Origin of the sequence: Simplicispira suum, from assembly GCF_003008595.1 — a bacterium.
Lineage (GTDB): Bacteria > Pseudomonadota > Gammaproteobacteria > Burkholderiales > Burkholderiaceae_C > Simplicispira > Simplicispira suum.
This window is the reverse complement of the sequence record NZ_CP027669.1, coordinates 1,343,141-1,367,964: the sequence shown is the minus strand read 5'-3', so window position 1 is coordinate 1,367,964 and position 24,824 is coordinate 1,343,141. Positions and strand designations below refer to the sequence as shown.

20 protein-coding genes are annotated in these 24,824 nt (G+C 64.8%); 3 read left to right on the top strand and 17 right to left on the bottom strand.

Annotation, left to right across the window (positions count from 1 at the left end):
• Positions 1 to 180: 180 nt before the first annotated feature.
• The 10 genes from glcF to C6571_RS06435 all read right to left on the bottom strand — a co-directional run bounded on the left by glcF (position 181) and on the right by C6571_RS06435 (position 9,905).
• Positions 181 to 1,407 carry a glycolate oxidase subunit GlcF gene (gene glcF, locus C6571_RS06480; RefSeq protein WP_106445966.1) on the bottom strand — a complete coding sequence of 409 codons (1,227 nt, stop codon included), beginning with the start codon at positions 1,405 to 1,407 and terminating at the stop codon, positions 181 to 183.
• Between the two features lie 21 nt (positions 1,408 to 1,428).
• Entirely contained in the window at positions 1,429 to 2,223 is a 795-nt protein-coding gene (locus C6571_RS06475) for a YoaK family protein (protein ID WP_211300707.1), read from the bottom strand.
• 8 nt (positions 2,224 to 2,231) lie between these two features.
• Positions 2,232 to 3,338 (bottom strand): glycolate oxidase subunit GlcE, encoded by a 1,107-nt coding sequence (gene glcE / locus C6571_RS06470; protein ID WP_106448079.1) that lies wholly within the window; start codon positions 3,336 to 3,338, stop codon positions 2,232 to 2,234.
• A gap of 154 nt (positions 3,339 to 3,492) precedes the next feature.
• On the bottom strand, positions 3,493 to 4,869 hold the full coding sequence (locus C6571_RS06465) for a GGDEF domain-containing protein (RefSeq protein WP_211300706.1): 1,377 nt from the start codon (positions 4,867 to 4,869) through the stop codon (positions 3,493 to 3,495).
• Positions 4,860 to 5,594 (bottom strand): substrate-binding periplasmic protein, encoded by a 735-nt coding sequence (locus C6571_RS06460; protein WP_106445964.1) that lies wholly within the window; start codon positions 5,592 to 5,594, stop codon positions 4,860 to 4,862. The genes C6571_RS06465 and C6571_RS06460 overlap by 10 nt, the downstream gene beginning before the upstream one ends.
• A 345-nt stretch (positions 5,595 to 5,939) precedes the next feature.
• On the bottom strand, positions 5,940 to 6,176 hold the full coding sequence (locus tag C6571_RS06455) for a hypothetical protein (RefSeq protein WP_106448078.1): 237 nt from the start codon (positions 6,174 to 6,176) through the stop codon (positions 5,940 to 5,942).
• Between the two features lie 111 nt (positions 6,177 to 6,287).
• Positions 6,288 to 7,244, bottom strand: coding sequence for an SMP-30/gluconolactonase/LRE family protein (locus C6571_RS06450; RefSeq protein WP_106445963.1), 957 nt, complete (start codon positions 7,242 to 7,244; stop codon positions 6,288 to 6,290).
• A gap of 112 nt (positions 7,245 to 7,356) precedes the next feature.
• Positions 7,357 to 8,775 (bottom strand): ammonium transporter, encoded by a 1,419-nt coding sequence (gene amt, locus C6571_RS06445; RefSeq protein WP_106445962.1) that lies wholly within the window; start codon positions 8,773 to 8,775, stop codon positions 7,357 to 7,359.
• A 34-nt stretch (positions 8,776 to 8,809) separates the two neighbouring features.
• The gene (gene glnK / locus C6571_RS06440; RefSeq protein ID WP_106445961.1) at positions 8,810 to 9,148 is read right to left on the bottom strand and encodes a P-II family nitrogen regulator; all 339 of its coding nucleotides are present in this window, start codon (positions 9,146 to 9,148) and stop codon (positions 8,810 to 8,812) included.
• 13 nt (positions 9,149 to 9,161) lie between these two features.
• Entirely contained in the window at positions 9,162 to 9,905 is a 744-nt protein-coding gene (locus C6571_RS06435) for a TorF family putative porin (protein ID WP_106445960.1), read from the bottom strand.
• Between the two features lie 171 nt (positions 9,906 to 10,076).
• On the opposite strand from C6571_RS06435, the gene C6571_RS06430 reads away from it, so the two are divergent.
• Entirely contained in the window at positions 10,077 to 11,624 is a 1,548-nt protein-coding gene (locus C6571_RS06430; protein ID WP_106445959.1) for a YifB family Mg chelatase-like AAA ATPase, read from the top strand.
• A 67-nt stretch (positions 11,625 to 11,691) separates the two neighbouring features.
• On the opposite strand, the gene C6571_RS06425 is transcribed toward C6571_RS06430, so the two are convergent.
• Positions 11,692 to 11,961: a hypothetical protein gene (locus C6571_RS06425; protein WP_211300705.1), complete on the bottom strand. Its 270-nt coding sequence runs from the start codon at positions 11,959 to 11,961 to the stop codon at positions 11,692 to 11,694.
• 265 nt (positions 11,962 to 12,226) lie between these two features.
• Between C6571_RS06425 and C6571_RS06420 the strand changes: the two genes are divergently transcribed.
• Entirely contained in the window at positions 12,227 to 13,135 is a 909-nt protein-coding gene (locus C6571_RS06420; RefSeq protein WP_106445958.1) for a ProQ/FINO family protein, read from the top strand.
• Between the two features lie 819 nt (positions 13,136 to 13,954).
• Complete coding sequence (locus C6571_RS19465; RefSeq protein ID WP_146139306.1) at positions 13,955 to 16,429, top strand: P-loop NTPase fold protein; 2,475 nt, start codon at positions 13,955 to 13,957, stop codon at positions 16,427 to 16,429.
• Positions 16,430 to 16,775: 346 nt separating this feature from the next.
• On the opposite strand, the gene C6571_RS06410 is transcribed toward C6571_RS19465, so the two are convergent.
• From C6571_RS06410 to C6571_RS06385, 6 genes are all read right to left on the bottom strand, one after another.
• Positions 16,776 to 17,909 (bottom strand): NAD(P)/FAD-dependent oxidoreductase, encoded by a 1,134-nt coding sequence (locus tag C6571_RS06410; protein WP_106445956.1) that lies wholly within the window; start codon positions 17,907 to 17,909, stop codon positions 16,776 to 16,778.
• Position 17,910: 1 nt separating this feature from the next.
• Positions 17,911 to 18,324, bottom strand: a complete 414-nt coding sequence (locus C6571_RS06405) for a DUF302 domain-containing protein (protein WP_106445955.1) — start codon at positions 18,322 to 18,324, stop codon at positions 17,911 to 17,913.
• 91 nt (positions 18,325 to 18,415) lie between these two features.
• A complete protein-coding gene (locus C6571_RS06400; protein WP_106448077.1) occupies positions 18,416 to 19,687 on the bottom strand; it encodes an NAD(P)/FAD-dependent oxidoreductase in 1,272 nt (423 codons plus the stop codon).
• 75 nt (positions 19,688 to 19,762) lie between these two features.
• Positions 19,763 to 21,157 carry a TolC family protein gene (locus C6571_RS06395; protein WP_106445954.1) on the bottom strand — a complete coding sequence of 465 codons (1,395 nt, stop codon included), beginning with the start codon at positions 21,155 to 21,157 and terminating at the stop codon, positions 19,763 to 19,765.
• A gap of 18 nt (positions 21,158 to 21,175) precedes the next feature.
• Positions 21,176 to 21,538 (bottom strand): carboxymuconolactone decarboxylase family protein, encoded by a 363-nt coding sequence (locus C6571_RS06390; RefSeq protein ID WP_106445953.1) that lies wholly within the window; start codon positions 21,536 to 21,538, stop codon positions 21,176 to 21,178.
• A gap of 49 nt (positions 21,539 to 21,587) precedes the next feature.
• A complete protein-coding gene (locus C6571_RS06385) occupies positions 21,588 to 24,806 on the bottom strand; it encodes an efflux RND transporter permease subunit (RefSeq protein ID WP_106445952.1) in 3,219 nt (1,072 codons plus the stop codon).
• Positions 24,807 to 24,824 lie beyond the last annotated feature (18 nt).

The window sequence follows — 24,824 nt, the reverse complement described above, 5'->3', positions numbered from 1 at the left end:
GGTGAGCGCCAATGTACGCGTTTCGATGGGCTGGCGCAGGCGCTTACAGCGCTGTCTGCGCACCTTGTTCAATGCGCTCGGACAAGAAGCACCACAGCCGCTCATCCAGGCTGAAGCTCACGTTGAAGCGCAGCCAGCGCTGAAGGCCAATTTGGCTTGAAATGTCGCGCTGCGAGCCCTCTACGCCAGCGCCTCATCCAGCACCTGCACCCAGTGCCGCACCGGCGTCGCCGTGCCGCTTTGCAAATGGGTGATGCAGCCAATGTTGGCCGAGGTGATGACGACAGGCTCCAGGGCCGCGAGGTGGCCGATCTTGCGCTCCAGCAACTGGTGCGATAGATCGGCCTGCAAGACCGAATAGGTGCCGGCCGAGCCGCAGCACAAATGCGATTCGCAGAGCGTCAGGCGAATATCAAACCCCAGCGCGCGCAGGTGCTGCTCGACGCCGCCGCGCAGCTGCTGGCCGTGCTGCAGCGTGCACGGCGGGTGGAAGGCGACCACGCCCTGAGGCACGCGGCGCAGCTTGCCTTGCAGCGCCGGCGCGATCTCGGGCAGCAGTTCCGAGAGGTCGCGCGTCAGGGCGCTGACGCGGGCGGCCTTGTCGGCATATTGCGGGTCGTGCTGCAGGTGGTGGCCGTATTCCTTCACCGTCACGCCGCAGCCCGAGGCGTTCATGACGATGGCCTCGACCGCGCCGCTCTGCACCTGCGGCCACCAGGCGTCGATGTTGGCGCGCATCTCGGCTTTGCCGCCGTCCTGGTCGTTCAAGTGGAACTTGACGGCGCCGCAGCAGCCTGCGTCGGGCGCCACCACGGTCTGGATGCCGATGGCGTCGAGCACCCGCGCCGTGGCGCTGTTGATGCCGGGCATCATGGCTGGCTGCACGCAGCCGGCCAGCAGCAGCACCTTGCGGGCGTGTTCGCGCGTGGGCCACGCGCCGGGGTTCTCCCTGGCCGGGACCTTGGCCCGCAAGCTCTCCGGCAGAAGACCGCGTACCGCCTGGCCCATCTTCATGGCCGGGCTGAACAGCGGCGAGGGCAGGCCCTCCTTGAGCGCCCAGCGCACGCCGCGCTCAATGGCGGGGCGTGCCACCTTGTCGTCGACGATCTTGCGGCCGATGTCCACCAGTTTGCCGTACTCCACGCCGCTGGGGCAGGTAGTTTCGCAGTTGCGGCAGGTGAGGCACCGGTCCAGGTGCAGCTGCGTGGCGCGCGTGGGCGTGGCGCCTTCGAGCACCTGCTTCATCAGGTAGATGCGGCCGCGCGGGCTGTCGAGCTCGTCGCCCAGCAGCTGGTAGGTGGGGCAGGTGGCCAAGCAAAAGCCGCAGTGCACGCATTTGCGCAGAATGGCTTCGGCCTCAGCGCCGTCGGGCGTGCCTTGGAATTCGGGAGCGAGCTGGGTTTGCATGGTGCTTTGCGAAAAGTGCCATCAGGAGTCGTGGCGGGAGGGAGGTGCGGCGGACGGATCGCTGCGCCGCAGCATCAGGCGCAGGCGTGCGCGGTCGATCCACAGCGGTGGCAGGGCCAGCGTGAGCAGCAACAGTGCGAGTGGCACCACGAAAACGAAGCCCACATATTTGAAGGACAGGGCGCCGGCGATCCCGCCGAACAGAAACATGCCAAGCAGGCTCGCGTACAGGCCCAGGCGCTGGCGGTTGGCGCGTACCTGCTGCTCCGCCGGTCTGCCGCGGCGGTTCCAGTACAGCAGCTTGCCCAGCTCCATGCCCAGGTCGGTGACGATGCCCGTCATGTGGGTGGTCCGGATTTCGGAGGACGACATCTTGCTGATCGTGGCGTTCTGCAGCCCCATCATGAAGGACAGCAGCAACACCGTGACGGGCACGGCAAACGGTGTCTTCCAGTCGAGTGTCACGGCGCCAATGAGGCCGAACACCAGCATCAGCAGCGCAAGCACGATAAGAGGCAGGGCGTAGCTTCCGTGCAGCCGGTACTGGCGTGCCCAGTTGACCAAAATGGCGGTCAGTGCGGCGCCGCTGATGAAAGCCAGCAAGGCGCCGACTGCGCCCAGCATCAGTACGGTGTTGCCCAGCACGAGGTTGTCGGCCAGCATGGAGACAAAGCCCGTCATGTGCGAGGTGTAGAGCCCCACCAAGAGAAAACCTCCGGCGTTGATCGAACCCGCGTTGAAAGCCAGCATCAGGCCCAGACGCCGGTTCTGCGTGCCTGTGCGGTGCTGGTCGGTGAGATGGCGAAAGCGGCGCACGGCGCTTCCTACCTGCCGATCCGGCTGGGCTGGAAGATGCCAACCGGGTCGAATGCGGCGCGCAGCCGGGCGTGGATCTTCTGCAAAGCCGGAGAAATTTGACTAAAAGTGCCTCCAGCGCTTGATGCATCTGCGTCGGCAGCTACAAATACTGAAGCGCTTCCGCCCACACTGCGCGCCAGTTCCTGCAGCGCTGCGCCGTGCTGGCTTTCCGCCTGCACCCAGCGCAGCGCGCCATGCCATTCGACGAGCGGCGCTGCAACCCCAGGCGGCAGGGCCAGCACCGGCGCCGTCTGCGGCAGCGACAAACGCCACAGCGCGAGCTGGGGTGCGCGCTGTGCAAACCAGGGCAGGCGCTGCTCGCGGCAATCCTGCCAGTCGGCGGGTACGCTGGCGCTGGTCTGGCGCTCGCCGCCCATGCTGCGGCAGGCCGCTTCCACGGCGGCCACGGCGCCGCGCAGCCGCAGGTACAGGCGCCCCGAGCCCTGGTCTTCGACCCAGCAGCTGGCGTTCAGCGGCAGCGGCTGGCCACCCCAGGCATTGAGGCGGTCCAGCGCCTCGGCCTGGCCGCATTCAAATGCCAGCGTGGCCTCGGCAAGCGCCACCGGCAAGACCTTGAGGCTGACACCGGTGATGACCCCGAGTTCGCCCCAACTGCCGGCCATCAGGCGGGAGACGTCGTAGCCGGCGACGTTCTTCATCACCTGGCCGCCAAAGATCAGCGGTTCGCCCCGGCCGTTGATGATGGACACGCCCAGCATGTAGTCGCGCACCGCGCCCACGCTGGCGCGCGCCGGGCCCGACAGCCCCGCCGCCACCATGCCGCCCACGGTGGCGCCGGGGCCAAAGTGCGGCGGCTCGAAGGGCAGGCACTGGTTTTGCTCGGCGAGGGCCGCCTCCAGCTCGGCCAGCGGTGTGCCGGCGCGGGCGGTGATCACCAGTTCGCTCGGCTCGTAGCTGACGATGCCGGCGAGCGGGCGCATATCAAGCCACTCGCCGCCGGGGTCTGCGCCGGCAAGAAAATCCTTGCTGCCCCCGCCACGGATGCGCAAAGGGGTCTGGTCGGCGGCGGCGGCGCGCACGCGGTCGGCGAAGGTTGAGAGCATGCTGTCCATGGGCAAGGATGGTAAGCCGGTGTCCGCAGGTGCCGCGTGAATTTTCTGCACGCAGGGCGTGAGCGCGATGCTGCGCATCCGTGCCTATCCGGATGAGCAGCCTTTTATGGCCGGCGTTTCATGGTGCGCTGCGCCCTTGCCGGGGGCTTGGGCCCTAGTCCAGCCCGGCCACCTGGTTGCGCCCGGCGGCTTTGGCGCGGTACAGCGCCGCGTCTGCGCGCTGGAACAGGGCGTCAAAATCGTCGTCGCTGTCGGGGTGGAGCACGGCCAGGCCTACACTGATGGTCACCACGCGCGCGGCGGGCGAGTGTGCGTGCGCGATGCCGCAGTCGGCCACGGCCTTCACCAGGCGCTCGGCCAGCAACTGGGCGCCCAGCCGGTCGGTGTTGGGCAGGATGACGCCAAACTCTTCGCCGCCGATGCGCGCCACCAGGTCGCCTGCGCGCACCAGGTGGGTCTTGAGCGCCTGGGCCACCGCGCTCAGGCAGCGGTCGCCCATGGCGTGGCCGTAGTGGTCGTTGTAGTCCTTGAAGCTGTCGATGTCGCAAACCAGCAGGGCCAGGCGCTGGCTGCTGCGCCGGGCGCGGCGCAGTTCCATGGTCTGGGTCTCGTCGAAATGCCTTCGGTTGGGCAGGCCGGTCAAGGTGTCGGTGCGGGCCAGGCTTTGCAGGCGTGCATTCGCCGACTCGAGTTCCGCCGTGCGCTCGGCGACGAGCCGAGCCAGATCGTCGCGGTGGGCGGCCAGCTCTTGCTCGTAGCGCCGCTGGCTCTCCAGGTGCACGGCCAGGCTGGCCTGCAACTGGTTGACGCCGGATTCGAGCTGGGTCAGTTCGTCGCGGCGGCGGCGCGGGCGCTCCAGCTGCAACTGCAGGCTGAGGTTTCCGGGCCCCATTCTGGCCAGATGCTCTGCAATGCGTCGCACATGCACCGTGACCATGCGGTGAAATACCAGCATGATGAGCCCGGCAAGCATCAGCGACTGCAGCAACTGCGCTGCCACGATGGTGGCCAACTGCCTGCGCAACTGCTGCCACAGCACGTGCTCGTTGCCCTGCAAAACCAGTTCGCCCACGGTTTCGTGCGCGCCGGGATAGGGCTCGTAGCTCAGGACCAAATGGCGGGTGGGTGCGCGCCCCGGCCCGGTCCAGCCGGTGCGCGAGGCTTCAAACACCTCCGTGGGCCGATTTGCCAACGCCACCTGCACCGAGATGCTTCCCACGGCAGGCACTTTGCGCACGCTTTGCACGTGCGCCTGCAGCGCCTCGCGGTCGAGTTCCCATATCGCCTTGGACAGGGTGCCGCTGTAGATCTGTTCGATTTGCGCCAGCTCTGCGTCCATCCGCTCCACGCCCGCGTTCCACGCCGTCCAGGTCAGCGCCGCAACCGACACCAGAATGAAAAAGACGCAAAAGATCAGCGTCGTCCACACCAGGCGCCAGCCGAGGGAGTGCTGGCGCCCCGCTGGTGCCAGCGGCAGCGGGGCCACCGCCGGCGCGGGCACAGTGCTTCCCTGCGGGGGGCTCATTGCCATTGGCGCTGCAACTGCTCGTAGCGACCGCTTTGCTTGACGCGTTCGAGTGCGCGGCGGAATTTTTCCACGGTGGCGTCGGATGTCTGCGTGCCAAAAGCCATATACGACGCGTCGTTGGTGAGTTCGGGAATGCGGTAGACCCGAACCAGGGTTTTCGCCGGGTCGTCGCCCGCCTGGCGTGCCAGGTAGCTGGCGGTCAGCTCGTCCATGATCCAAAGGTCGACCCGCCCCAGTTTGAGCTTTTCGTAGTTCTGCTCGTATTTCACGCTGGGCTGCAGGTTCTGGCCTTTGACAAAACCGCGAGCCAGCAGGAACTGTTCGCCCACGTCCTCGTTGACGGTGGCAATGCGGTACTGCTTGGCAGCTTCGAGCGAATCGACCTTGTACGTCTTGCCCGGCCGGCCGAACAGGTAGTAGTTCGTCGTTGCGATGACGCCCACCCATTTGAACAACCTGTCGCGCTCGGGCGTGCGGCCAATGCTGTAGATCAGCACGTCGGGCGTGCTGCGCGCAATTTCGTAGGCGCGCGCCCAGGGAAGGGACTGGAAATCGCCGCGCATCTTCAGTTCGCCCAGCACCGCTTCGACCACTTCGGTGCTCAGGCCGGTGATTTTTCCTTGCTCAGTGTAGTTGTACGGTGGGTATTCCTCGGTGAGGATGCGCACCGCGCTGTCGCTGGCGGCATGGACCACGCCGCAACACCAGAGGGCGGCAAGGCAGGCCATGCTGTGCCAGCGGATGCGGGGACGGTGGTTGAAGCTTGAGATGGCTATTCGCTTGAAGAGGGGGCCTGAGAAGAATCGACGGGGCCCGCTGGCCGCCCGATTCAGTATCGGACGCCCCGTTCGCGGGGTCAATGTGGGTGGGCCCCCGGCGCGCGCGCACGCCAATGGCGAAGCTGCGTGCGGGTCAGCTGGCATGGCATGGGCAGGCAGGCAAGGCATGGGCAGCATCACATCCCAACGCCAGCGGCCCGCCTGTAGGCAAGCGCCGGCTGTGCTGGCGGGCAGATCAACCAAGTTCCATCTTTCATCCAAATCCGTGCGTCCTTCCCCCGCCATGTTGCCCGACTACTCGGAACCCGACAGCAGCGCCGCGCCGATGGCGGCGGCGTCGAGTTCGGCGAACGTGCGGTTGTGCTGCGCGGTCAGGGGGCCGCCGCCAGGCACCAGGCTGCCGTCTTCGTAGCCCATGGCCTTGAATTTCCAGAGTCCGCCGATGCGTTTGAGGTGGCCCACCGGTTCGCCGCTCGCCAGGTGGACCGCCACCACACCTTCGTTGACCGGGTGCAGTGTCAGGCTCGCCATGGCAAGCGCTCCGCGAAACAAGGGAGCTTGTCTCCTGCTGGCTGAAAAATCAAGTAAAAATGGGCTCTAGCGCTTATTGGCATTGCGTTAGAAGCTATCATTTTTGATGATTCACGCATTGCTGCCCCCGGTCCACGCAGCTTCCTCAAAGCTGTTCACCGCCAAGCCCGGCACCGCCACCGGCGCCTGCAGCACCAGCACGCAGCCTGCCAGGGGCGTGCGCTCCAGCTCGACGGCAGGGCGCCCGTGGCGCGCGGTGGTGACCAACAGCGTGCGCCGCTCGGGGCCGCCCAGGCAGACCATGGTGGGACAGGCGGCGGGGGTGGCGATCTCCTGCAGTACCTCACCGCCGGGCGAGAGTTGCAGCACGCGGCCGCCCTCGTACATCGCGCACCAGTAGTTGCCCTCCATGTCTACCGCTGCGCCGTCCGGCCGGCCCCCGTAGCCGGTTTCGCCCGGTTGCCAGTGCGCGGGCTTGAGCGGGAACTGGTGCAGCGTGCGCGGCGGCCCCAGGCGGTTGCCGGCAGCGCTCCAGTCGCGCACCTCGATGCGGTGGGTGGGCGTGTCGGCGCTGTACAGGGTGTCGGGCTCGGGCGACCAGGCCAGACCGTTGAGCGTGCCCGCACCGTCCCACATTTTCTGTACCTTCGCCGGGTTGCCCCGTGCATCGATGCAGTACATGCCTGCCGCGTTCCCGCCTGGGCACTCGTCGCGCGTGCCGACCCAAAAGCGCCCCAGCGGATCGCACTTGCCGTCGTTGGCACGCTCGTGCGCCGGGTCGTACGGGAGCGTGGCGATGCGCACCAGTTCGCCGCCCCAGGTCCGGGCGCGGTAGATGCCGCTGCGCAGCGCCAGCACCCAGCCATCGGGCTTGCCCGCCGTGCGCGCCGGGGCCATGCAGCCGGGCTCGGCGGGCAGCGACCAGCGCTCGGTGGCACCGGTGGCTGCGTCGGCGCGCAGGGCTGCGCGGCCGGCAATGTCGACCCAGTACAGCCGGTTCTCGGAAGCTTGCCAGAACGGCGATTCACCCAGTTCGCAAATGTGGCTGCCCAATGCGCGCCATGCCATGGCCGATCTCCTTCATGCTGTGGATCGGTCCATTATTCCCCGCAGGCCCGCGCGCAAAAAAAGCCCGCCTCGAAAGGCGGGCTTAGCGTGCGCCCAAAACCCGGCGCCGTGTTCAGCGGCTGTACGCCGTCTCGCCGTGCGAAGTGATATCCAGGCCCTCGCGCTCGGCCTCTTCCGTGACCCGCAGACCCACCAGGAGATCGGCGATCTTGTAGCTGATGAAGGCGGCCACACCCGACCACACCAGCGTCACCAGCACGCTCTTGCACTGCACCCATACCTGCGCGCCCATGGCGTAGGTGTCCGGGCTCAAACCGCCCGTGCCGCCCAGGCCTTGCGAGGCAAACACGCCGGTCAGGATGGCGCCGACGATGCCGCCCACCCCGTGCACGCCAAACACGTCAAATGCGTCGTCCGCGCCCAGCATCTTCTTCAGGCCGCCCACGCCCCACAGGCAGACCAGGCCGGCAAGCAGACCCAGCACGATGGAACCCATCGGGCCGACGAAGCCCGCCGCCGGCGTGACCGCCACCAGCCCGGCCACCGCGCCCGAGGCCGCGCCCAGCATGGAGGCCTTGCCCTTGTGCAGCATCTCACCGGCCAGCCAGGACAGCGTGGCCGCGCCCGTCGCCAGCGTGGTGTTGATAAAGGCCAGGCCCGCCGAGCCATTGGCCGCGCCGGCAGACCCCGCGTTGAAGCCAAACCAGCCCACCCACAGCAGCGACGCGCCCACCATGGTCAGCGTCAGGCTGTGCGGCGTCAGCGCCTCTTTGCCAAAGCCCACGCGCTTGCCGACCATGTAGGCGCCCACCAGGCCGGCCATGCCGGCGTTGATGTGCACCACGGTGCCACCGGCAAAGTCCAGCGCACCGTCTTTGCCCAGCAGACCACCGCCCCAGACCATGTGCGCCATGGGGATGTAGCTCAGCGTGAACCACAGCACCGCGAAGATCAGCACGGCAGCGAACTTGATGCGCTCGGCAAACGAGCCGACGATCAGCGCCACCGTGATGGCGGCAAAGGTGGACTGGAAGGCGACGAACACATATTCAGGGATGGTCGGCAACATGCCTGAGAGCGTGTCGGGAGCGATGCCCTTCAAGAACAGCTTGTCGAACCCACCGTAGAACTGCCCCTCGCCGCCAAAGGCCAGGCTGTAACCGTAAATCGCCCAGAGCACGGTGATGAGCGCGAAGATCACGAACACCTGCACCAGCACCGAGAGCATGTTCTTCGAGCGCGCCAGGCCGCCATAGAACAGTGCCAGGCCCGGAATCACCATCAGGATGACGAGCAGGGTAGAAGTGAGCATCCAGGCGGTGTCGCCCGAGTCGAGCTTGGGTGCGGGGGCTGCGGCGGGCGCCGCTTCGGCCGCCAGCGCCGCAGCAGCCACCGCAGCCGGCGTGGCATCAGGGGCCGTCGCAGGCGCGCTGGACACCGCTTCGCTGGCCGCCGGGGTCTGGGCCAGGGCCAGCGGGCCCAGCGTCAAAGCGCCCAGCCCCAGCAAGAGAGAAACAAGCAGTTTTTTCATGGGGATGTTCTCGGTTGGGTGGAAGGGCGGCGCGCTACAGCGCTTCCTGGCCGGTCTCGCCGGTGCGGATGCGCACCACTTGCTCCAGCGCGGCGACAAAGATCTTGCCGTCGCCAATTTTTCCGGTGCGGGCCGCGCTCTCGATGGCTTCGATGACGCGCTCGACCAGGTCGTCGGCGACAGCCGCTTCGATCTTGACCTTGGGCAGAAAATCGACCACGTATTCGGCGCCCCGGTACAGCTCGGTGTGCCCCTTCTGGCGGCCAAAGCCCTTGACTTCGGTGACCGTGATGCCCTGCACGCCGATGTCCGAGAGCGCTTCGCGCACCTCGTCGAGCTTGAAGGGTTTGATGATGGCGGTGACCATTTTCATTTCGAGGCTCCTTTCAAAGCGTCTTGGTCAGGGTGAGCAGCAAACGTGGTTTGTTCACGTCGCCGAAGAAGGATTTTTTGTTGGCACCGGCAATGGCTGCCGCAAGGCCCAGGCCGCCGCCGAAGTCGTAAGCGCCGCCGACTTGATAGTCCATGTAGTTGGGCACGCCGCTGTCCTTGATATCGCTGGCAAAGCGCGTGAAGCCCACCGAGGCCTTGAGCGTGGTGTGGGGCGCTACCTCCTGCGCAAAAGCGAAGCTGAGGTAGCCGGTGTTGCGACCGCGCAGGCCCGACCCGGCCTTGGCACCGGCCCAGCCGAAGTAGTCTTGCGACACCGTGTGCGAATACTTGGCCGTGAGCGGCCCCCAGGTGCCTGCGGCGTACAGCTCGGTGGTGTTGCCGCTGGAAGCGCCGGGGTAGGCGTAGAGCAGGCCGCCCAGGTCCATGTCGATGTCGCCGGCCTTGAATTTGATGCCGCCGTAGAAATCCATCTCGATGGAATTGCCGGGCAGCCAGTTCACGCTGGAGTTCCAGTTGCCCACGTACCAGCCCGACTCGCCAAAGGCGTAGTCAAAACCGCCCTGGATCGCTGGTTTGACGGCTGTGCTTTTGTGTGTGTCCTGGTCTTGACCACGGAACTTGTAGTTCGAGGTGAGCGCGATATTGCCGCTCAGCTGCGCGCTGGCCAGCACGGGCAGGGCGGCCGCAAGTGCCACAGCAAGGGGGAGTGCAAAGGTCTTGAGAGCTGCGTGGGTCATGGGTCCTCCGGGGGCGGAACATTGGGGATGAACCTTCTAAGCAGGGAGCGTGCCAGCACCCCTTCTTCCTGTGGCATGCTCCGCTGCCACACGCCGAAACGCTCTTGGACAGCGGCCAGCAGGCCGCCGCCGCAGCGCAGAGCGCGCACCGCATTGGGGAGAAAACCGCTCATGAGTCTTGCTTTGGTGCAAAGCCGCGCCCTGCTGGGGCTGCGCGCGCCGCCGGTCACCGTCGAGGTGCACCTGGCCAATGGATTGCCCAGCTTCACGCTGGTCGGCCTGGCCGAGGTAGAAGTGAAAGAGGCGCGCGAGCGCGTGCGCTCGGCGCTGCAGAACGCGGGGCTCGAATTCCCGCACAACAAGCGCATCACCGTGAACCTGGCGCCGGCCGATCTGCCCAAGGATTCCGGGCGCTTTGATTTGCCCATTGCGCTCGGCATCCTGGCCGCCAGCGGGCAGATCGACGGCGCCCGCCTGGCCGGTTGGGAATTTGCCGGCGAGCTTTCGCTCTCGGGCGAGCTGCGCGCAGTGCGTGGCGCCCTCGCGACCAGCCTCGCCCTGCACACCGCTGAAACGAAAGGCGAAGCTGCAGGCGTGCGCCTGGTGCTGCCGCCAGGAAGCGCCGAAGAAGCCGCGCTGGTGCCCGGCAGCGCCGTCTGGCGCGCGCGCCATCTGCTCGATGTGGTGCGTGCCTTTCTGCCCACGCCGCTGGACGACGAATTGCCAGCCGACGCCGGCTGGCAGCGCATGGCGCACCAGGCGTCGCAGGCGCACGCGCACTACGCCGATCTGGCCGATGTCAAAGGCCAGGCTGCAGCCCGGCGAGCGCTGGAGATTGCCGCAGCTGGTGGCCACAGCCTGCTGCTCATGGGGCCGCCCGGCTCGGGCAAATCCATGCTGGCGCAGCGCTTTGCCGGCATCCTGCCGGACATGACGGTGCAGCAAGCGCTGGAGAGCGCCGCCGTCGCCAGCCTGGCCGGCCGTTTTGCGATTGAGCGCTGGGCCGAGCGGCCTACATCAAGCCCGCACCACACCGCGAGTGCCGTGGCCTTGGTGGGCGGTGGCTCGCCGCCCCGGCCGGGCGAAATTTCGCTCGCGCACCACGGCGTCTTGTTTTTGGACGAACTTCCTGAGTTTCCGCGTGCCGCCCTGGAGGCCCTGCGCGAACCGCTGGAAACCGGCCACATCACCATTGCCCGCGCCGCGCAGCGGGCCGAGTTCCCGGCGCGCTTTCAGCTGATTGCGGCCATGAACCCCTGCCCCTGCGGCTTCCTGGGCTCGGCGCAGCGCGCCTGCCGCTGTTCGCCCGACCAGGTGGCGCACTACCAGGCGCGCCTCTCGGGCCCGCTGCTCGACCGCATCGACCTGCATGTGGAAGTGCCCGCCCTGCCGGCCACCGACTTGCTCGGCGCCCCGCCCGGCGAGGCCAGCGCCGCCGTGCGCGAGCGCGTGGTACGCGCCCGCGCCCGCGCTCTGGCGCGCCAGGGCTGCGCCAACCAGGCGCTGCAGGGGCAGAAAATCGACACGCAGATCGCGCTCGACGCCGCCGCCGCCCAGTTCCTGCAAACCGCTGCCGCGCGCCTGGGCTGGTCCGCCCGGGCCACGCACCGCGCGCTGAAAGTGGCGCGCACCATTGCCGACCTGGCTGGCGCGCAGAGCACGCAGATCGCCCATGTGGCCGAAGCCATGCAGTACCGGCGCGCCCTGCGCGGCCACTGAAAGCTACGTAAAAAAGGGAGCCGAAGCTCCCTTGGGATTCACAAAGCGACAGGCGCCTGTCGGCGGGTCAGCTGTTCTTGTGGCTTTGCTGGCCGGCCTTCACATGCTGCTCATGCGTGCCTCCCTGCTGCCGGTGGGAGTGGCTGCCCGCGCTTTGCTCCTGCTGGCGCGATCCGAAAGACCTGTTGTCGCTTGCGTCAGCGCCTTGCTGGCGCGGGCTGCCGCTGCTTTGCTGCTGCTGGCGCGACGCACTGCTCTGGTTGCTGTTGTCGGTGTACTGGTTGTGACCCTGGGGGTTGTGGTTTTTGCTGTCGCTGCCTTGTTGCTTGGAAGACATGGATTCACTCCTTGAGAGGATGGTGTTGAACATGGACAGGCGCCCTGTCGGGCCGCCCTTTTCTTGCTTCACGGATGGCGTGTTGCGTCGTCCGTGAATCCAATGTAGGTCCGTCTGCGGGTTTGCCCTTGTAGGAGCTGGATGACGCGGCTGTCAGCCTGAACGGCTGTTGCATCTGTTTCGAAATGCAGGCTGGAAGGGTTTTTTCGCGCGGTAGCAAGCAGACTGGCATGATCGAAGGCTTTGCTCCAGCTCCCCTGATGCCATGACTGAGAATGCCGCCGCTCCCGCCCTGCCCGAAGAACCTGCTCCGCCCGCAGTGCCCGCAACTGAGGTGAGTCCGCAAGACAGCGCTGCTGCGCAGCCGCCCGGCGGCCGACATCGCAGTGGGCGCGGCAAGCCCCGGCCGGGTCAGCCACGGGCAGGCCAGCCCCAAGCGACTGACGCACCCAATGCGCCTCCTCGCCGCGCCCCGCGCCCGGTGCCGCCCGCGCTGGAGCAGTTGGCCGCGCTCTACCCGCAACTCTTCGGCGCGGTGTTTCGCCCGCTCAAGCGCGGCATCTTTCAGGACCTGATGGCCGCGCACCCCGAGGCATTCGAGAAAGACGCGCTCAAGCAGGCGCTGGCCATCCACACCCGCTCCACGCGCTATCTGCAAGCCGTCGCATCCGGCCAGCAGCGCCACGACCTGCAGGGCCAGCCGGTGGAAGCCATGGCGCCCGAGCACATCCACCACGCGCTGGTCGAGGTCTACAAGCGCCGCCAGGGCCGGGGTCAGGACGACCTGTTGCCCCGGCTGCGCGCGCGCATCGTCGACAACATTGACGCCAGCGGCCTCTCGCGCGAGGACTACGCCGAGCGCGTGCGCACGCGCGATGAAGCAGGCAATGCCGTGCTCGACGAAGCCTTTGCCGAATTGGCGGCCCGCGCGGCCAAGGACGAAGCGCTGCTGCGCACTTTTGAGGCCAGCGGCCAAAGCGTGGAAGCGTTTGCGGATATGTACGGCATGGACGTGCGCGCGGTGACGCGCTCGGTGGTGAGTGCGCGGGCGCGGTTGGCGGCGGCGCAGGCGACTGAGAAGGGTGCGGCGGAGGTTGCGGCTGAGCCTGCTGCGGCGACTGCCGCACCGGAAGCGTCAAAAGCACCGGATGCTGTGGGCGACGACGCTGAATAGAGCTGCTTGACGGCGCGTGCCGTGGCTTGACGGGCTGCACTGAGCAAAGCCCAGCTATCGAGGATGCGCTGGTAAGCCTGGAATAACGGCATGCCTTTGCCAAGGGCGGGTGCCGGGATGTGCGCCCGGCGGCGCAGTACCTTTCTCTTGCGTCGCCAAGAGAAAGGCACCAAAGAGAAGGCGACCCCGTTGTCCGTGTCCCCTTCGGGGCAACCTGCGGTGCGCGGCGCAAAGCGGGGTCCGCGCAAACTCGCTTCACTGCGTTGCGCTCAAACAGCGCGCGGCCCCTGATCCGCTTTGCGCCTGTGCTCCTCGGCACGGCCAGAGGGGAAGGGGAGCCGGGCAGCCCTTCGGACCATCGCTGCGCTCGGCCCCGGGCGCCAGCACTGCGCGCGGCGCAGGAATTTGAGGCGCAGTGCAACTGTCGGATCACGATGCAGCGCAGCGAAACTTGTGCTCAGACCCCAATCCCGGAATGCTGGGCGCAGCGATAGTGTTTTTCAGTTCATGTTCGACACGTCACGTTTGAGTCCGAGATGATGACCGGCTGTTGTCGACCCGGATCAGAAAGTCCTAAGCGTCTTCTTTTTCGCGAAGAAACTTGGAGTTTAGTAGATCTCACATGCGAGACCGATGCGACGAAAAAGGGCCGAAAGGGGCCGTTCAATCTGGAGGTGACCAGCACGCGAAGGAGTTCGAATCCGACTAGAACGGATCGAATGCGTTGTTTGGAGCGCCAGATGATTTTTTGAATTACGAATATAGTTCACACCCTTATCTTGTTTTTGCGTCACAAAAAATTCACATAAGGAGATGCCAATGAGCGAGGTGCAAGTAGATCAAGGCCACAAAGTCTTGAAAGAATTGATTGACGCATACGGAAAGCTGCAGCTAAGCGATTCCAATGAGGCAGAGACCCGTTTCAAAGTTATAGACGGGATGCTTGAAGACGTACTTGGCTGGCAAAGGGATGACTTAAGCCTGGAGCCTCCTTGTAGCGAGTTCGGGCACACAGAATTTGCTGACTATCACGTAAAAACAGCGACAACAAGCCTCATAGTAGAAGCCAAGAAAGCAGGTGCGACGTTCACGCTGCCAAATAACCTAAAGTCAGGGAAATTAGGCGGATTCCTGTCAAGTGGAGCCATTGGCGAAGCGATACGGCAGGCACGTCAATATTGCCAAACTAAATCTGCGCCGTTCGCAGTCGTGACGAACGGTGATGCTTGGATTGTTTTTCCCGCCGTACGAACTGATGGAATCGAATTCAACGATACTCAGGCGCGGATTTTCCGTAGTCTGAAAGACATTGAATGCAGATTTGTAGAGTTCTGGGAGTTGCTTTCACGTCAGCGTGTGATTGAAGGCAACCTTGAGAAGGAGTTGCTTCAAGCCGATAGAGATGTACCCATAAGAAGAGCGCTCACGTTACTACGAGACCCTGATGCTAGGTTGGGGCGCAATACTCTTTATCAGCACCTTAGTCCGGCTGTAGATAAAGTTCTGACTGACCAAGGCCTACTCAATGACGCTGATGCGTTAAATTTTTGTTACGTTCGTAATGCTGAGCGCACTGGGTTTGATAGTCGTCTAAGGATGTACTTAACCGACCCTAAACCTCAGCTTGGAATACCCGCCACTCGGATAAGAACGTCGAAAAAGTCTCATGATTATTTCGATCAAAAAATTAATCAATCGAGTGTCCACCAGTCAAAATTTTTCCTTATTCTTGGTTCCGTTGGTGCAGGAAAATCCACGTTTCTAGCCTTTACTCGATTTGTTTCGTCACGTGAAATTATTGAGTCAAAGATTGGCTGGCTATATCTCGATTTCAAGAAAGCTACTGAGCACGATTCCCCGCGCGATTTCATTTACAGTCAATTACTTAACTTAATCGAATCTGATTCAGAGTTTGGAATGGGAGACTGGGAAGCCACGATTTATCCTGCCTACAAAAGTGAGGTGGAAAATCTTTCGCGAGGGCCACTTTTCATGCTTAAGAAGAGTGATCCTGCTGCCTTTGACAAGGAAGTCTCATCTGTGATCATGAACGAGAGAAAGGCGGTGATCCCCTATGTAGACAGAATCGTTTCATATATAGATAAACAAAGACCCGTATTTGTCACAATAGACAACGTTGATCAAATAGAAAATGATCAACGTCAGAACGAAATATTCGCGGAGGCACAGGCATTTTCCCAAAAACACAAAGTCAACATCATTATTGCTCTACGAGATACTACCTACCGCAAGTATCGGACGTCTCCTACTTTTGATGCATTTGAACTGGAGGCAGTTTATATTGATGCGCCAAGTGTCATTCCGGTTCTCTCACGTCGTTTTGCGTACGCGCGGAAAATGCTCGAAAACCAGAAGGCGGAACTACAGCTAGAAAGCGGCGCTCGATTCAAGGTGGAGGACATTGGAGCATTCTTTGAAATCGCTGCCCAGTCCTTACTTTCAGTTGATGGCGCGGAGCTGCTTGATACTCTTGCAGGCGGGAACATTCGTAGAGGCCTCAGTCTTGCTCGGGAATTCTTGGCTAGCGGCCACGTTACAGCTGATTTAGCGCTGCAGAAGTATCTGACAGACCGTGCGTGGCGATTTCCCCCTCACGAAGTGTTTAAGGGCGCAGTACTCGGCGGACGTAAGTTTTTCCGAGAGGAAGACTCGCTGTTGCCCAACATGTACTGCGCGAAGATTGGTATTCCGTCATTGCAGTTACTAAGGGTGAGTATCACCGACTTTTTAGTGCATCTCGCGCAGTCATCCAATTTTGACGGTCTAATTGTAGAGGAGTTACAAGGCACACTCCACCAAGTTGGTATCGCACAGCGGGAAGTTGATTTCGCTTTAAAGACGCTACTTGACAGCTCAATTCTCAGAACGCTCGACGGGGAACCACTAAATCAGTCTTCTAGATTAATTCCCACCCGACTTGCAGGCTTTCTTGTGCAAGATCTCATGGGGCGCTTCAATTACACGGAGATGTGCGCACTTGACGCACACATCTATGACAACGATTTGTGGGGTGAAATTCGTGATCTGACGTATCGGGTCCAGATGGAGCCCGGTAGGGCCGCTAAGCTGCAAATTCGAATTCAACGAGTAAATGCGTTTCTTACATATCTTGAAGAAGTGGAAGAGCGTTGGCTTATTGAGGCCAAGCGGCGAAACCTTGGACAGGGCTGGCTCAATGCTCCAATAAAGAACCGCCTGCGGCCACTGGTACATGCCGACTGCGAAAGGGCCTTGGCATCAGCCAATTTCCAGCAGTCGAAAGCCAAGAGGTGATGGGTTGAGTAAAGCTCATTCAATCCTTGGCCAGATAAATAGCACTGAAATTTGTAGAATCTGCTGAGTTTCTACCTTACTCTAAAGGGATCACTTGCTGGGCGTTTTTCCCCGCCGATAGTGCATCATTCGAAGGCGAGTTCGTGAGATGGCGCTTTCGTTGCGATTCTGGCGGCGATCGAATTTCTCATTTTGTTTAACCCTGAACGACTGCCATCACAAAGCAGATATAGGTAGCAGAAGAGCGCTCTGGATCGTTTTCAGTCGGCAGAAAAACGCAGGTCTCGATCAAAAAAGTAATTTGACGCGCAGTACATCCCTGAAGAACGCATTATGTCGCCGTCCCCTACCGATACCGCCCCAAATACCGCCCCTCAAACCCCCGCTTCGCCCAATGCATCAACCGCAGAGGCGGCAGCAGCAAGTTCCGCTGTTCGGTGCGCCACACCAGCGTCCCGGTCCCCAGCGCATCGATGATGCAGGCCAGCTCCGCCTTGAAGCCCGCAGTCTGCGGCCGTCCGGCCAGGCCGTCGATCAGGTTCTGCGCAGCAGCCGCCGCCTGCAGGTCCGCCATGTGCGCCTGCTTGGGCATCCAGTCGGGGCCGGGGAAGCTGCCGGAGTCACCCACCACGTAGACATGCTCAAAGCCCGGCACGCGGCACTGGGCGTCGGCTTGCAGCAGGCCACCGGGCGAGCGCGGCAGGGTGGTTTGGTCGAACCAGGCGTTGCCGGTCATGCCGGGCATGAACAAAATCAAATCGGCGGCAAATTCGCCGCCTTCGGTGACGACCTTGTCGGCCTCGAAGCGCACCATCTTGTGGCCCAGGTGCGTGGTGACGTTGCGGCGCGCCATCTCGGCCAGCAGGTGGGCGACGGCCTTGGCGCCCAGGCGGGCGCCGGGTTCTTTGGAGGGATTGAAGAACACCAGCTCGAACTGCTCGCGCCGGCCCTCGCGGCGCAGTTGCGCATCGATGCCGAAGAGGAACTCGAACATCGGCCCGCCGCGCACGGCCGTGGGTTCCTTGGGGTTGCCGGCAAAGCCGACGGCGATGGTGCCGCCTTGCATGGCGCGCAGGCGGTCGCGAATCTTTTCGGCGGCTGCTATGCCTTCGCAGGGCGTGATGGCGTGTTCGATGCCGGGGAGCTTCTTGATGAAGCGCCCGCCGGTGGCAATCACCAGCGCGTCGTTCGCCACCTCGCCGGCCGTGGTCTGCACGCTGCGGCCATCGGGGGAGAGGCCGGTGACTTCGGCGGCCAGATGCTGCACCTTCATGCGCGCAAAAAAGGGCGCCAGCGGCACGATGAGCTGCTCGCGCGTGCGCAGGCCGCTGGGAATCCAGATGGTGCCGGGCAGGTAATGCAGCTCGGCGCGGGGCGAGATCAGCGTGATCTCTTCCTGGCAACCGCGCGCGCGCAGTTCGCGCACCGCAGACAGGGCGCCGAAGCCGCTGCCCAGGATGGTGATGCGCTGGCCCGCCATATCAGTCGGCTTGGCCGCCGAGGGCTGCCACCACGCGCAGCACGGCGACGCGGGCTTCTTCCAGTACGGCTTTGACTGCCGGGTCCTGGCTGGCGCTGGCGGCGAGGATGACGCGCGGGTCTTGCAGCAGCACGCGCGTCTGGCCGGGGGTCGCCTCCAGTGCGCTGGCGCCGCAGGGCAGCAGGGCGGCGATGTCGGGCTCGGCCGTGACCAGCGCGTGCGCCACCTTGGGCGCGCACACGCCCAGAATGCGCTGAGGCGCGCTGTCGATGCCGAGCTTGGCTTTGAGCGTGGCCTGCATGTCCACTTCGCTGACGATGCCCATTTGCTCGGCGGCCAGCGCTGCGCGCAGCGTTTCCACCGCCTGCGCAAGGGGCTGGGCGATGGTGATGGCGAAGGCGTAGGGCGGGTTCATGGGGATCTCCAATTTCAAGGTAAAAATAGCCTCCAGCGCTTATCCAGTAAGCGCTGGCAGCTATTGATTTAAGAGTCTGCGCGGTTGTGCGTTACTTCTCCAGCCGCTCGATGCCCAGCGCCTTGAGCACATGCTTCTCGTAAATCGGCTCAGACGTGCCGTTGCGCATCTTGTACATGAAGTACTTCTCAAACGCCACCTTGGCCAGGTGCACCCACTTGCCCTTCTTGAACCAGTTGACGTTGCGCGGCGGAATTTGCGGCAGGGCCACGAAGGCGGCGCCGGTGTCGCCCATGTCGGCCAGGCAGATGGCGTTCCAGGTGCCTTTGGCATCGGCCGGCTTGCCTTCGAGTTCGGCGGCAATGTTGTGCACGATGGCGGTGATCATGCTTTCAATCATGTAGCCGGTCTTGGGCGCGCCGGTGGGCACGGGCGTCACTTCCACGGGCGGGATGGCCACGCACACGCCGGCCGAGAAGATGTTGCGGTACTTCTTGCTGCGCTGGAATTCGTCGATCAGCACAAAGCCGCGCGGGTTGCACAGGCCTTCGACCTGGGCCACCGCGTCCACACCCTTGAAGGCGGGCAGCATCATGCTGAATTTGAAGGGCAGCTCGTGCTCTTTCTTGACCTGGCCGGCCTCGTCCAGCTCGGTGACGAACATCTTGCCGTCTTCCACCTTGGTGACCTTGGCGTTGCAGATCCACTTGATGTCGTTGTTGCGCAGGTCGCTCTCCAGCATGCCTTTGGAGTCGCCCACGCCGCCCAGGCCCATGTGGCCGATGTAGGGTTCGCTGGTGACGAAGGTCAGCGGCACCTTGTTGCGCAGCTTGCGGCGCTGCAGGTCCTTGTTGAATATGAAGGAAAACTCATAGGCCGGTCCAAAACACGAAGCCGCCGGCATGGCGCCGATGATGGCCGGACCGGGGTTCTTGATGAACTCCTGGTAATCGGCCCAGGTTCTTTCGGCGTGGTCGATGGTGCAAATGGAGTGCGTGAAGCCGCCGGGGCCGGCGCCGGGGATTTCATCAAACGCCAGCTTGGGGCCGGTGGTGATGATGAGGTAGTCGTAAGCCACCTGCTCGCCGTTGGCCAGCTGCAACTGGTTGCCTTCGGCGTCAATGCGGTCCACGCGCTCGCCAATGAAGTCGATGCCTTTCTTTGCCAGGTGCGGGCGAATCGGCAGGGTGATGTCCTCACGCTTGCGCCAGCCCACCGCCGCCCAGGGGTTTGACGGCACGAACTGGAAGTAATCGACCGCGTTCACCACGGTGATCTTGTGCGATTTGTCGAGCTTTGCGCGCAGCTCATAGGCGGCGGGCATGCCGCCGGTGCCTGCGCCAAGAATCACGATATGGGCCATCTTCGTCTCCTCTGTGTGCCGGTGCACCGGCTGTGGGTGGTTGAAACTCGGTTGTGGTCGGTCAGGCGGCAGACTTCATTTGCCGGAGTCGGTCATGGCGGCGCTCAGGGCCTGCAGCGCGGTCTCGCCAGGGCGGCCGCTGAGCGTGGCCAGTTGCAGGCGGGCGAGCAGCCATTCGGTGCGCGCCTGGGTCAGTTGCAGACGCGCGGCGGCCTGGTCGTTTTCGGCGGAGAGGACGTCGAGCAGGGTGCGGTCGCCCACCTCTTGGCCGAGCCGGGTGGCGGCCAGGCGCTCGCTGCTGGCGGCCAGCGCCTCGGCCAGCGCGCGCACGCGCTCGGCGCCGGTGGCCAGTTGCAGCCAGGCCGTGTTGACGTCACGCGCCACCTGTTCGCGCAGCGCGTCCAGCGTGGCACGCTCTTTTTCCAGCAGGGCAAGGGCTTCGCGCTCGCGGGCAGTTTGCATGCCGCCGGTCCACAGCGGCACCGTGAGCTGCACGCCCACCAGGGCATTCGTTGCCTTGTTGCGTGCGCTGCCGTAGTCGCCGCTGCCGTGGATGCGCTCTTGCCCGACCTGGGCCACCAGGTCCACGCTGGCGCTGCTGCCGGCGCGCAGCCGGTCGGCGGCGGCCTGGGCGTTGTCCACGGCGAGCTGCTGCAGCGCCAGTTGCAGGTTGTGCGCCTCGGCCTCGGCCTGCCAGGCGGGCAGCGGTGTGGTGTCGGTCGCCACCTGGGCGGGGGCGTGCGCTTCGAGGGCCGCCACGGGCAGGCCGGTCAGGTCGGTCAGCACGCGTTCTTTCACCGCCACCTCGTTTTGCGCGGCGAGGCGCTGGGCGCGCAGCAGCGCCAGGCGGGCGCGCGCTTCGTGGGTGGCGGTGACGGGGGCGTCGCCCAGGTCGTAGCGGTCCTGGGCCTCCTGGCTGATGCGCTGCACGGCGCCCAGTTGCGCATCGAGCACGGCCAGCGATTCGCGCGACAGCGCCAGGCCAAACCAGGCCTGCGCCACGCGCTGCGCCAATTGCTGGCCCGCCACCTGCCAACTGCGCTCGGCCACTTCGGCGGCGGTGTGGAGCTGGCGCTGCTGGGCGCGGCGCTGCGGGTTGTAGAGCGGCTGGCTGGCCTGCAGCGCCCAGCGGGTGCTGGCGCCACCGTTCACCGAGGTGGAAAAATCCACGCCTTGCGATGTGCCCAGGCCGGGCGCGCCAAACTGCGCGCCGCGCGTGTCGGTCTCGCTGCTGCCCAGCCCGGCCGTCGCCTGGAACTGCACCCCCGGCCGCCACAGCGCGGCGGCCTGGTCGCGCCGGGGTTGCGCCGTGTCGTGTGCGGCGCGTTCGGCGGCGTAGCTGCGGTCGTGCTGCTGGGCGGCGGCAAACGCGGCCGCCAGGTCGGCGGCCTGCGCTTGCGGCGCTGCGCACAAAAGGCTGGCGGCAAGGAGGAGCGCGTACGCGGGGGCGGTGAGGCGCTGGCGGGGCATGAGCGGTCTCCGATGGGGTCAGGCCGTGGCCGGCGCGGCCAGGGCGGCAAATTCGTCGAAGGCAGCGGAGGCCTTGGCGGCGTACATCAGCGAAGGCCCGCCGCCCATGTAGACCGCCATGCCCAGCATCTCAGTCAGCTCGGCGCGGCTGGCGCCGAACTTCACCAGGGCCTGCGCGTGGTAGCCAATGCAGGGGTCGCAGCGCGAGGAAACCGACAGCGCCATGGCGATCAGCTCCTTCGTCTTCGCATCCAGCACGCCCGGCTGGCCGGCCGCCTGCGCCATGGCGGAAAAGCCGCGCAGGGTGTCGGGGATGTCGGCGCGCAGCTTGTGAATTTCGGCCGAGATTTCGCGGGTCAGGTCGAGGTAGCTTTGGGTCATTTTTATCAATCAAATAGGGCTCTAGCGCATACTGAACGTGCGCAAGCAGCTATGGATGGGATAGCGTTGCCGCTTCTGCAGGCGGCAGCAACCGGTGCAGGTGCTTGCGGTACGCCGCGTAGTACAGGGTGGGAATGACCACCAGCGTGAGCAAGGTGGAGACGGCGATACCGAAGATCAGCGAGATCGCCAGGCCGTTGAAGATCGGGTCGTCCAGGATGAAGAACGCCCCCAGCATGGCGGCCAGCCCGGTCAGCACGATGGGCTGGGCGCGCGTGATGGCCGAGTGGAGGATGGCCTCTTTGAATTCGACGCCGCTTCTCACCTGCAGGTTGATGAAGTCCACCAGCAGGATGGAGTTGCGCACGATGATGCCGGCCAGCGCAATCATGCCGATCATGCTGGTGGCGGTGTACTGCGCGCCCAGCAGCGCGTGGCCCGGCATGACGCCAATGATGGTCAGCGGAATGGGCGCCATGATGATCAGCGGCGTGAGGTAGCTGCCAAACTGCGCCACCACCAGCAGGTAAATCAGGATCAGGCCCACGGCGTAGGCGGCGCCCATGTCGCGGAAGGTCTCGTAGGTGATTTGCCACTCGCCATCCCACTTGAGCGCGTAGCCGCGCCAGGCGTCGCTGGGCTGGTGGATGAAGTACTCCGCCAACTGGCCGCCACCGGGCATGGGCAGCTTGGCGATGCTGCTGCGCATTTCAAACATGCCGTAGAGCGGGCTGTCCACCTTGCCGGCCATGTCGGCAAGCACGTAGTTCACCGGCAGCAAATCCTTGTGGTGCACGGGCTGCTCGCGCAGCGTATCGCTCACGGTGACCAACTCGCGGATCGGTACCAGTGCACCGCTGGCCGAGCGCACCGTGAGCTGCAGCAGTGCGTTCAGGTTGCCTTGTTGCTCCGGCGGCAGTTGCAGCGTGGCGGCGGCGGGGTATTTGCTTTGGTCGTGCAGATAGGTGGCCGCTTCCCCCGCCAGTCCGGCGCGCAGCGTGGTCACGATCGCTTGCTGCGGCACGCCCAGCAGGGCCGCCTTGCGGCGGTCCACCAGCAGGAGCTGGCGCGGCGCATCGGCAATGCTGGTGTCGTCCACATCCACCAGGCCGGTGGTCGCTTCGAACACGCCGCGCACGGCCTTGGCCACCTGGCGGCGGCCTTCGGCGTCGGGCCCGTAGATTTCGGCGACGATGGGCGAGAGCACGGGCGGGCCGGGCGGCACCTCGACCACTTTGACGTTGGCGTCATAGCGCTTGGCAATTTCCTGCAGCGGCGCTCGCACGCGCGTGGCAATGGCGTGGCTTTGCGCGTCGCGCTCATGTTTGTCCACCAGGTTGACCTGGATGTCGCCCACCTCGCCACCAGTGCGCAGGTAGTACTGGCGCACCAGGCCGTTGAAGTTGATCGGGGCGGCGGTGCCGGCGTAGGCCTGGTAGTCCGTCACCTCGGGCACGGTGGCGAGGTACGCGCCCAGTTCGTGCAGCACGGCGGCGGTGCGCTCGACCGGCGTGCCGGCGGGCATGTCGACCACCACCTGGAACTCCGACTTGTTGTCAAACGGCAGCATCTTGAGCAGCACCAGCCCGGTGGCGGGCAGCGCCACCGAGATGGCGATCAGCAGCGCCACGCCCAGACCCAGCAGGGCGCGGTTGCGTCCGCCGCGTTTTTCATCGAGCAGCGGCGCGAAGATGCGCGTGAACAGCGGCGTGATGCGCCGCGCCATGCCCGAGGGCTGGGCATGGCCTTCCTCGGCCTGGCCGGGGTGCTGCTTCATCCACAGCCGCGCCAGCCAGGGCGTGACGACAAAGGCAATCGCCAAGGAGAGCAGCATGCCCATGCTGGCGTTGATGGGGATGGGGCTCATGTACGGGCCCATCAGCCCCGAGACAAAGGCCATGGGCAACAGCGCGGCAATCACGGTAAGCGTGGCGAGGATGGTCGGGCCGCCCACTTCGTCCACCGCGCCGGGGATGATTTGCGCCAGCGTTTTGCCCGGTTCCAGCTGCTGGTGGCGGTGGATGTTCTCCACCACCACGATGGCGTCGTCCACCAGGATGCCGATGGAGAAGATCAGCGCGAACAGCGAAACCCGGTTGAGCGTAAAGCCCCAGGCCCAGGACGCAAACAGCGTGGCGGTCAGCGTCAGCACCACGGCGGTGCCGACGATGGCAGCCTCGCGCCGCCCCAGGGCGATGAACACCAGTGCCACCACCGAGGCGGTGGCGAACAGCAGCTTCTGGATCAGTTTTTGCGCCTTGTCGTTCGCCGTGGCGCCGTAGTTGCGCGTCTCGGCGACCTGCACGTCGGCGGGAATCACCGTGTTCTTCAATTGCTCGGCGCGCGCCATCACGGCGTTGGCCACGTCAATGGCGTTCTCCCCCGGCTTCTTGGTGATCGCAATGGTCACGGCGGGGTGTTCTGCGGCGTGTTCGCCGGCTGTTCCGTACCAGGCGTAGTGCGCGGCCGGCGGCGGGCCGTCTCGCACGGCGGCGACGTCGCGCAGAAACACCGGCTTGCCGGCCTGCACGCCGACCACCAGGTCGGCCACTTCGGCGGCATTGGCCAGCAGCGGCCCGGCTTCAATCGCAATGGCCTGGTTGGCGCGCAGCAGATCGCCCACCGGCAGCCCCAGGTTGGCCGACTGCAGGGCGCGCCGCAGGTCCGCCACGGTGACGCCCGCGCCGCTCATGCGCGCCGGGTCCATTTCCACCATCACCGCGCGGCCAGGGCCACCGAGGGTGGTGACCTCGCGCGTGCCGGGCACGCGCTTCAAGTCCGCCTCGATGCTGTGCGCCACGCGCTCCAGCTGAAAGGCGTCGGTTTGCGGGTTGCTGGAGTAGAGCGTCAGCGCGACGATGGGCACGTCGTCAATGCCCTTGGGCTTGATGATGGGCGGCAGAACGCCCAGGCCCTGGGGCAGCCAGTCGGCGTTGGAGTTCACGGTGTCGTACAGCCGCACCAGCGCCTCGGTGCGCGGCACGCCCACCTTGAATTGCACGGTCAGCAGCGCCATGCCGGGGCGCGAAGTGGACATCACATGCTCGGCGCCTGTGATCTGCGAGAGCACCTGTTCGGCCGGAATCGCCACCATCTGCTCCACGTCGCGCACGCTGGCGCCGGGAAACGGAATGATCACGTTGGCCATGGTCACGTTGATCTGCGGCTCTTCCTCGCGCGGCGTCACCAGCACGGCAAAGGCGCCGAGCAAAAAGGCCACCAAGGCCAGCAGCGGCGTGATCTGCGCGCTCTGGAAGAAATCCGCAATGCGGCCAGAGACGCCGAG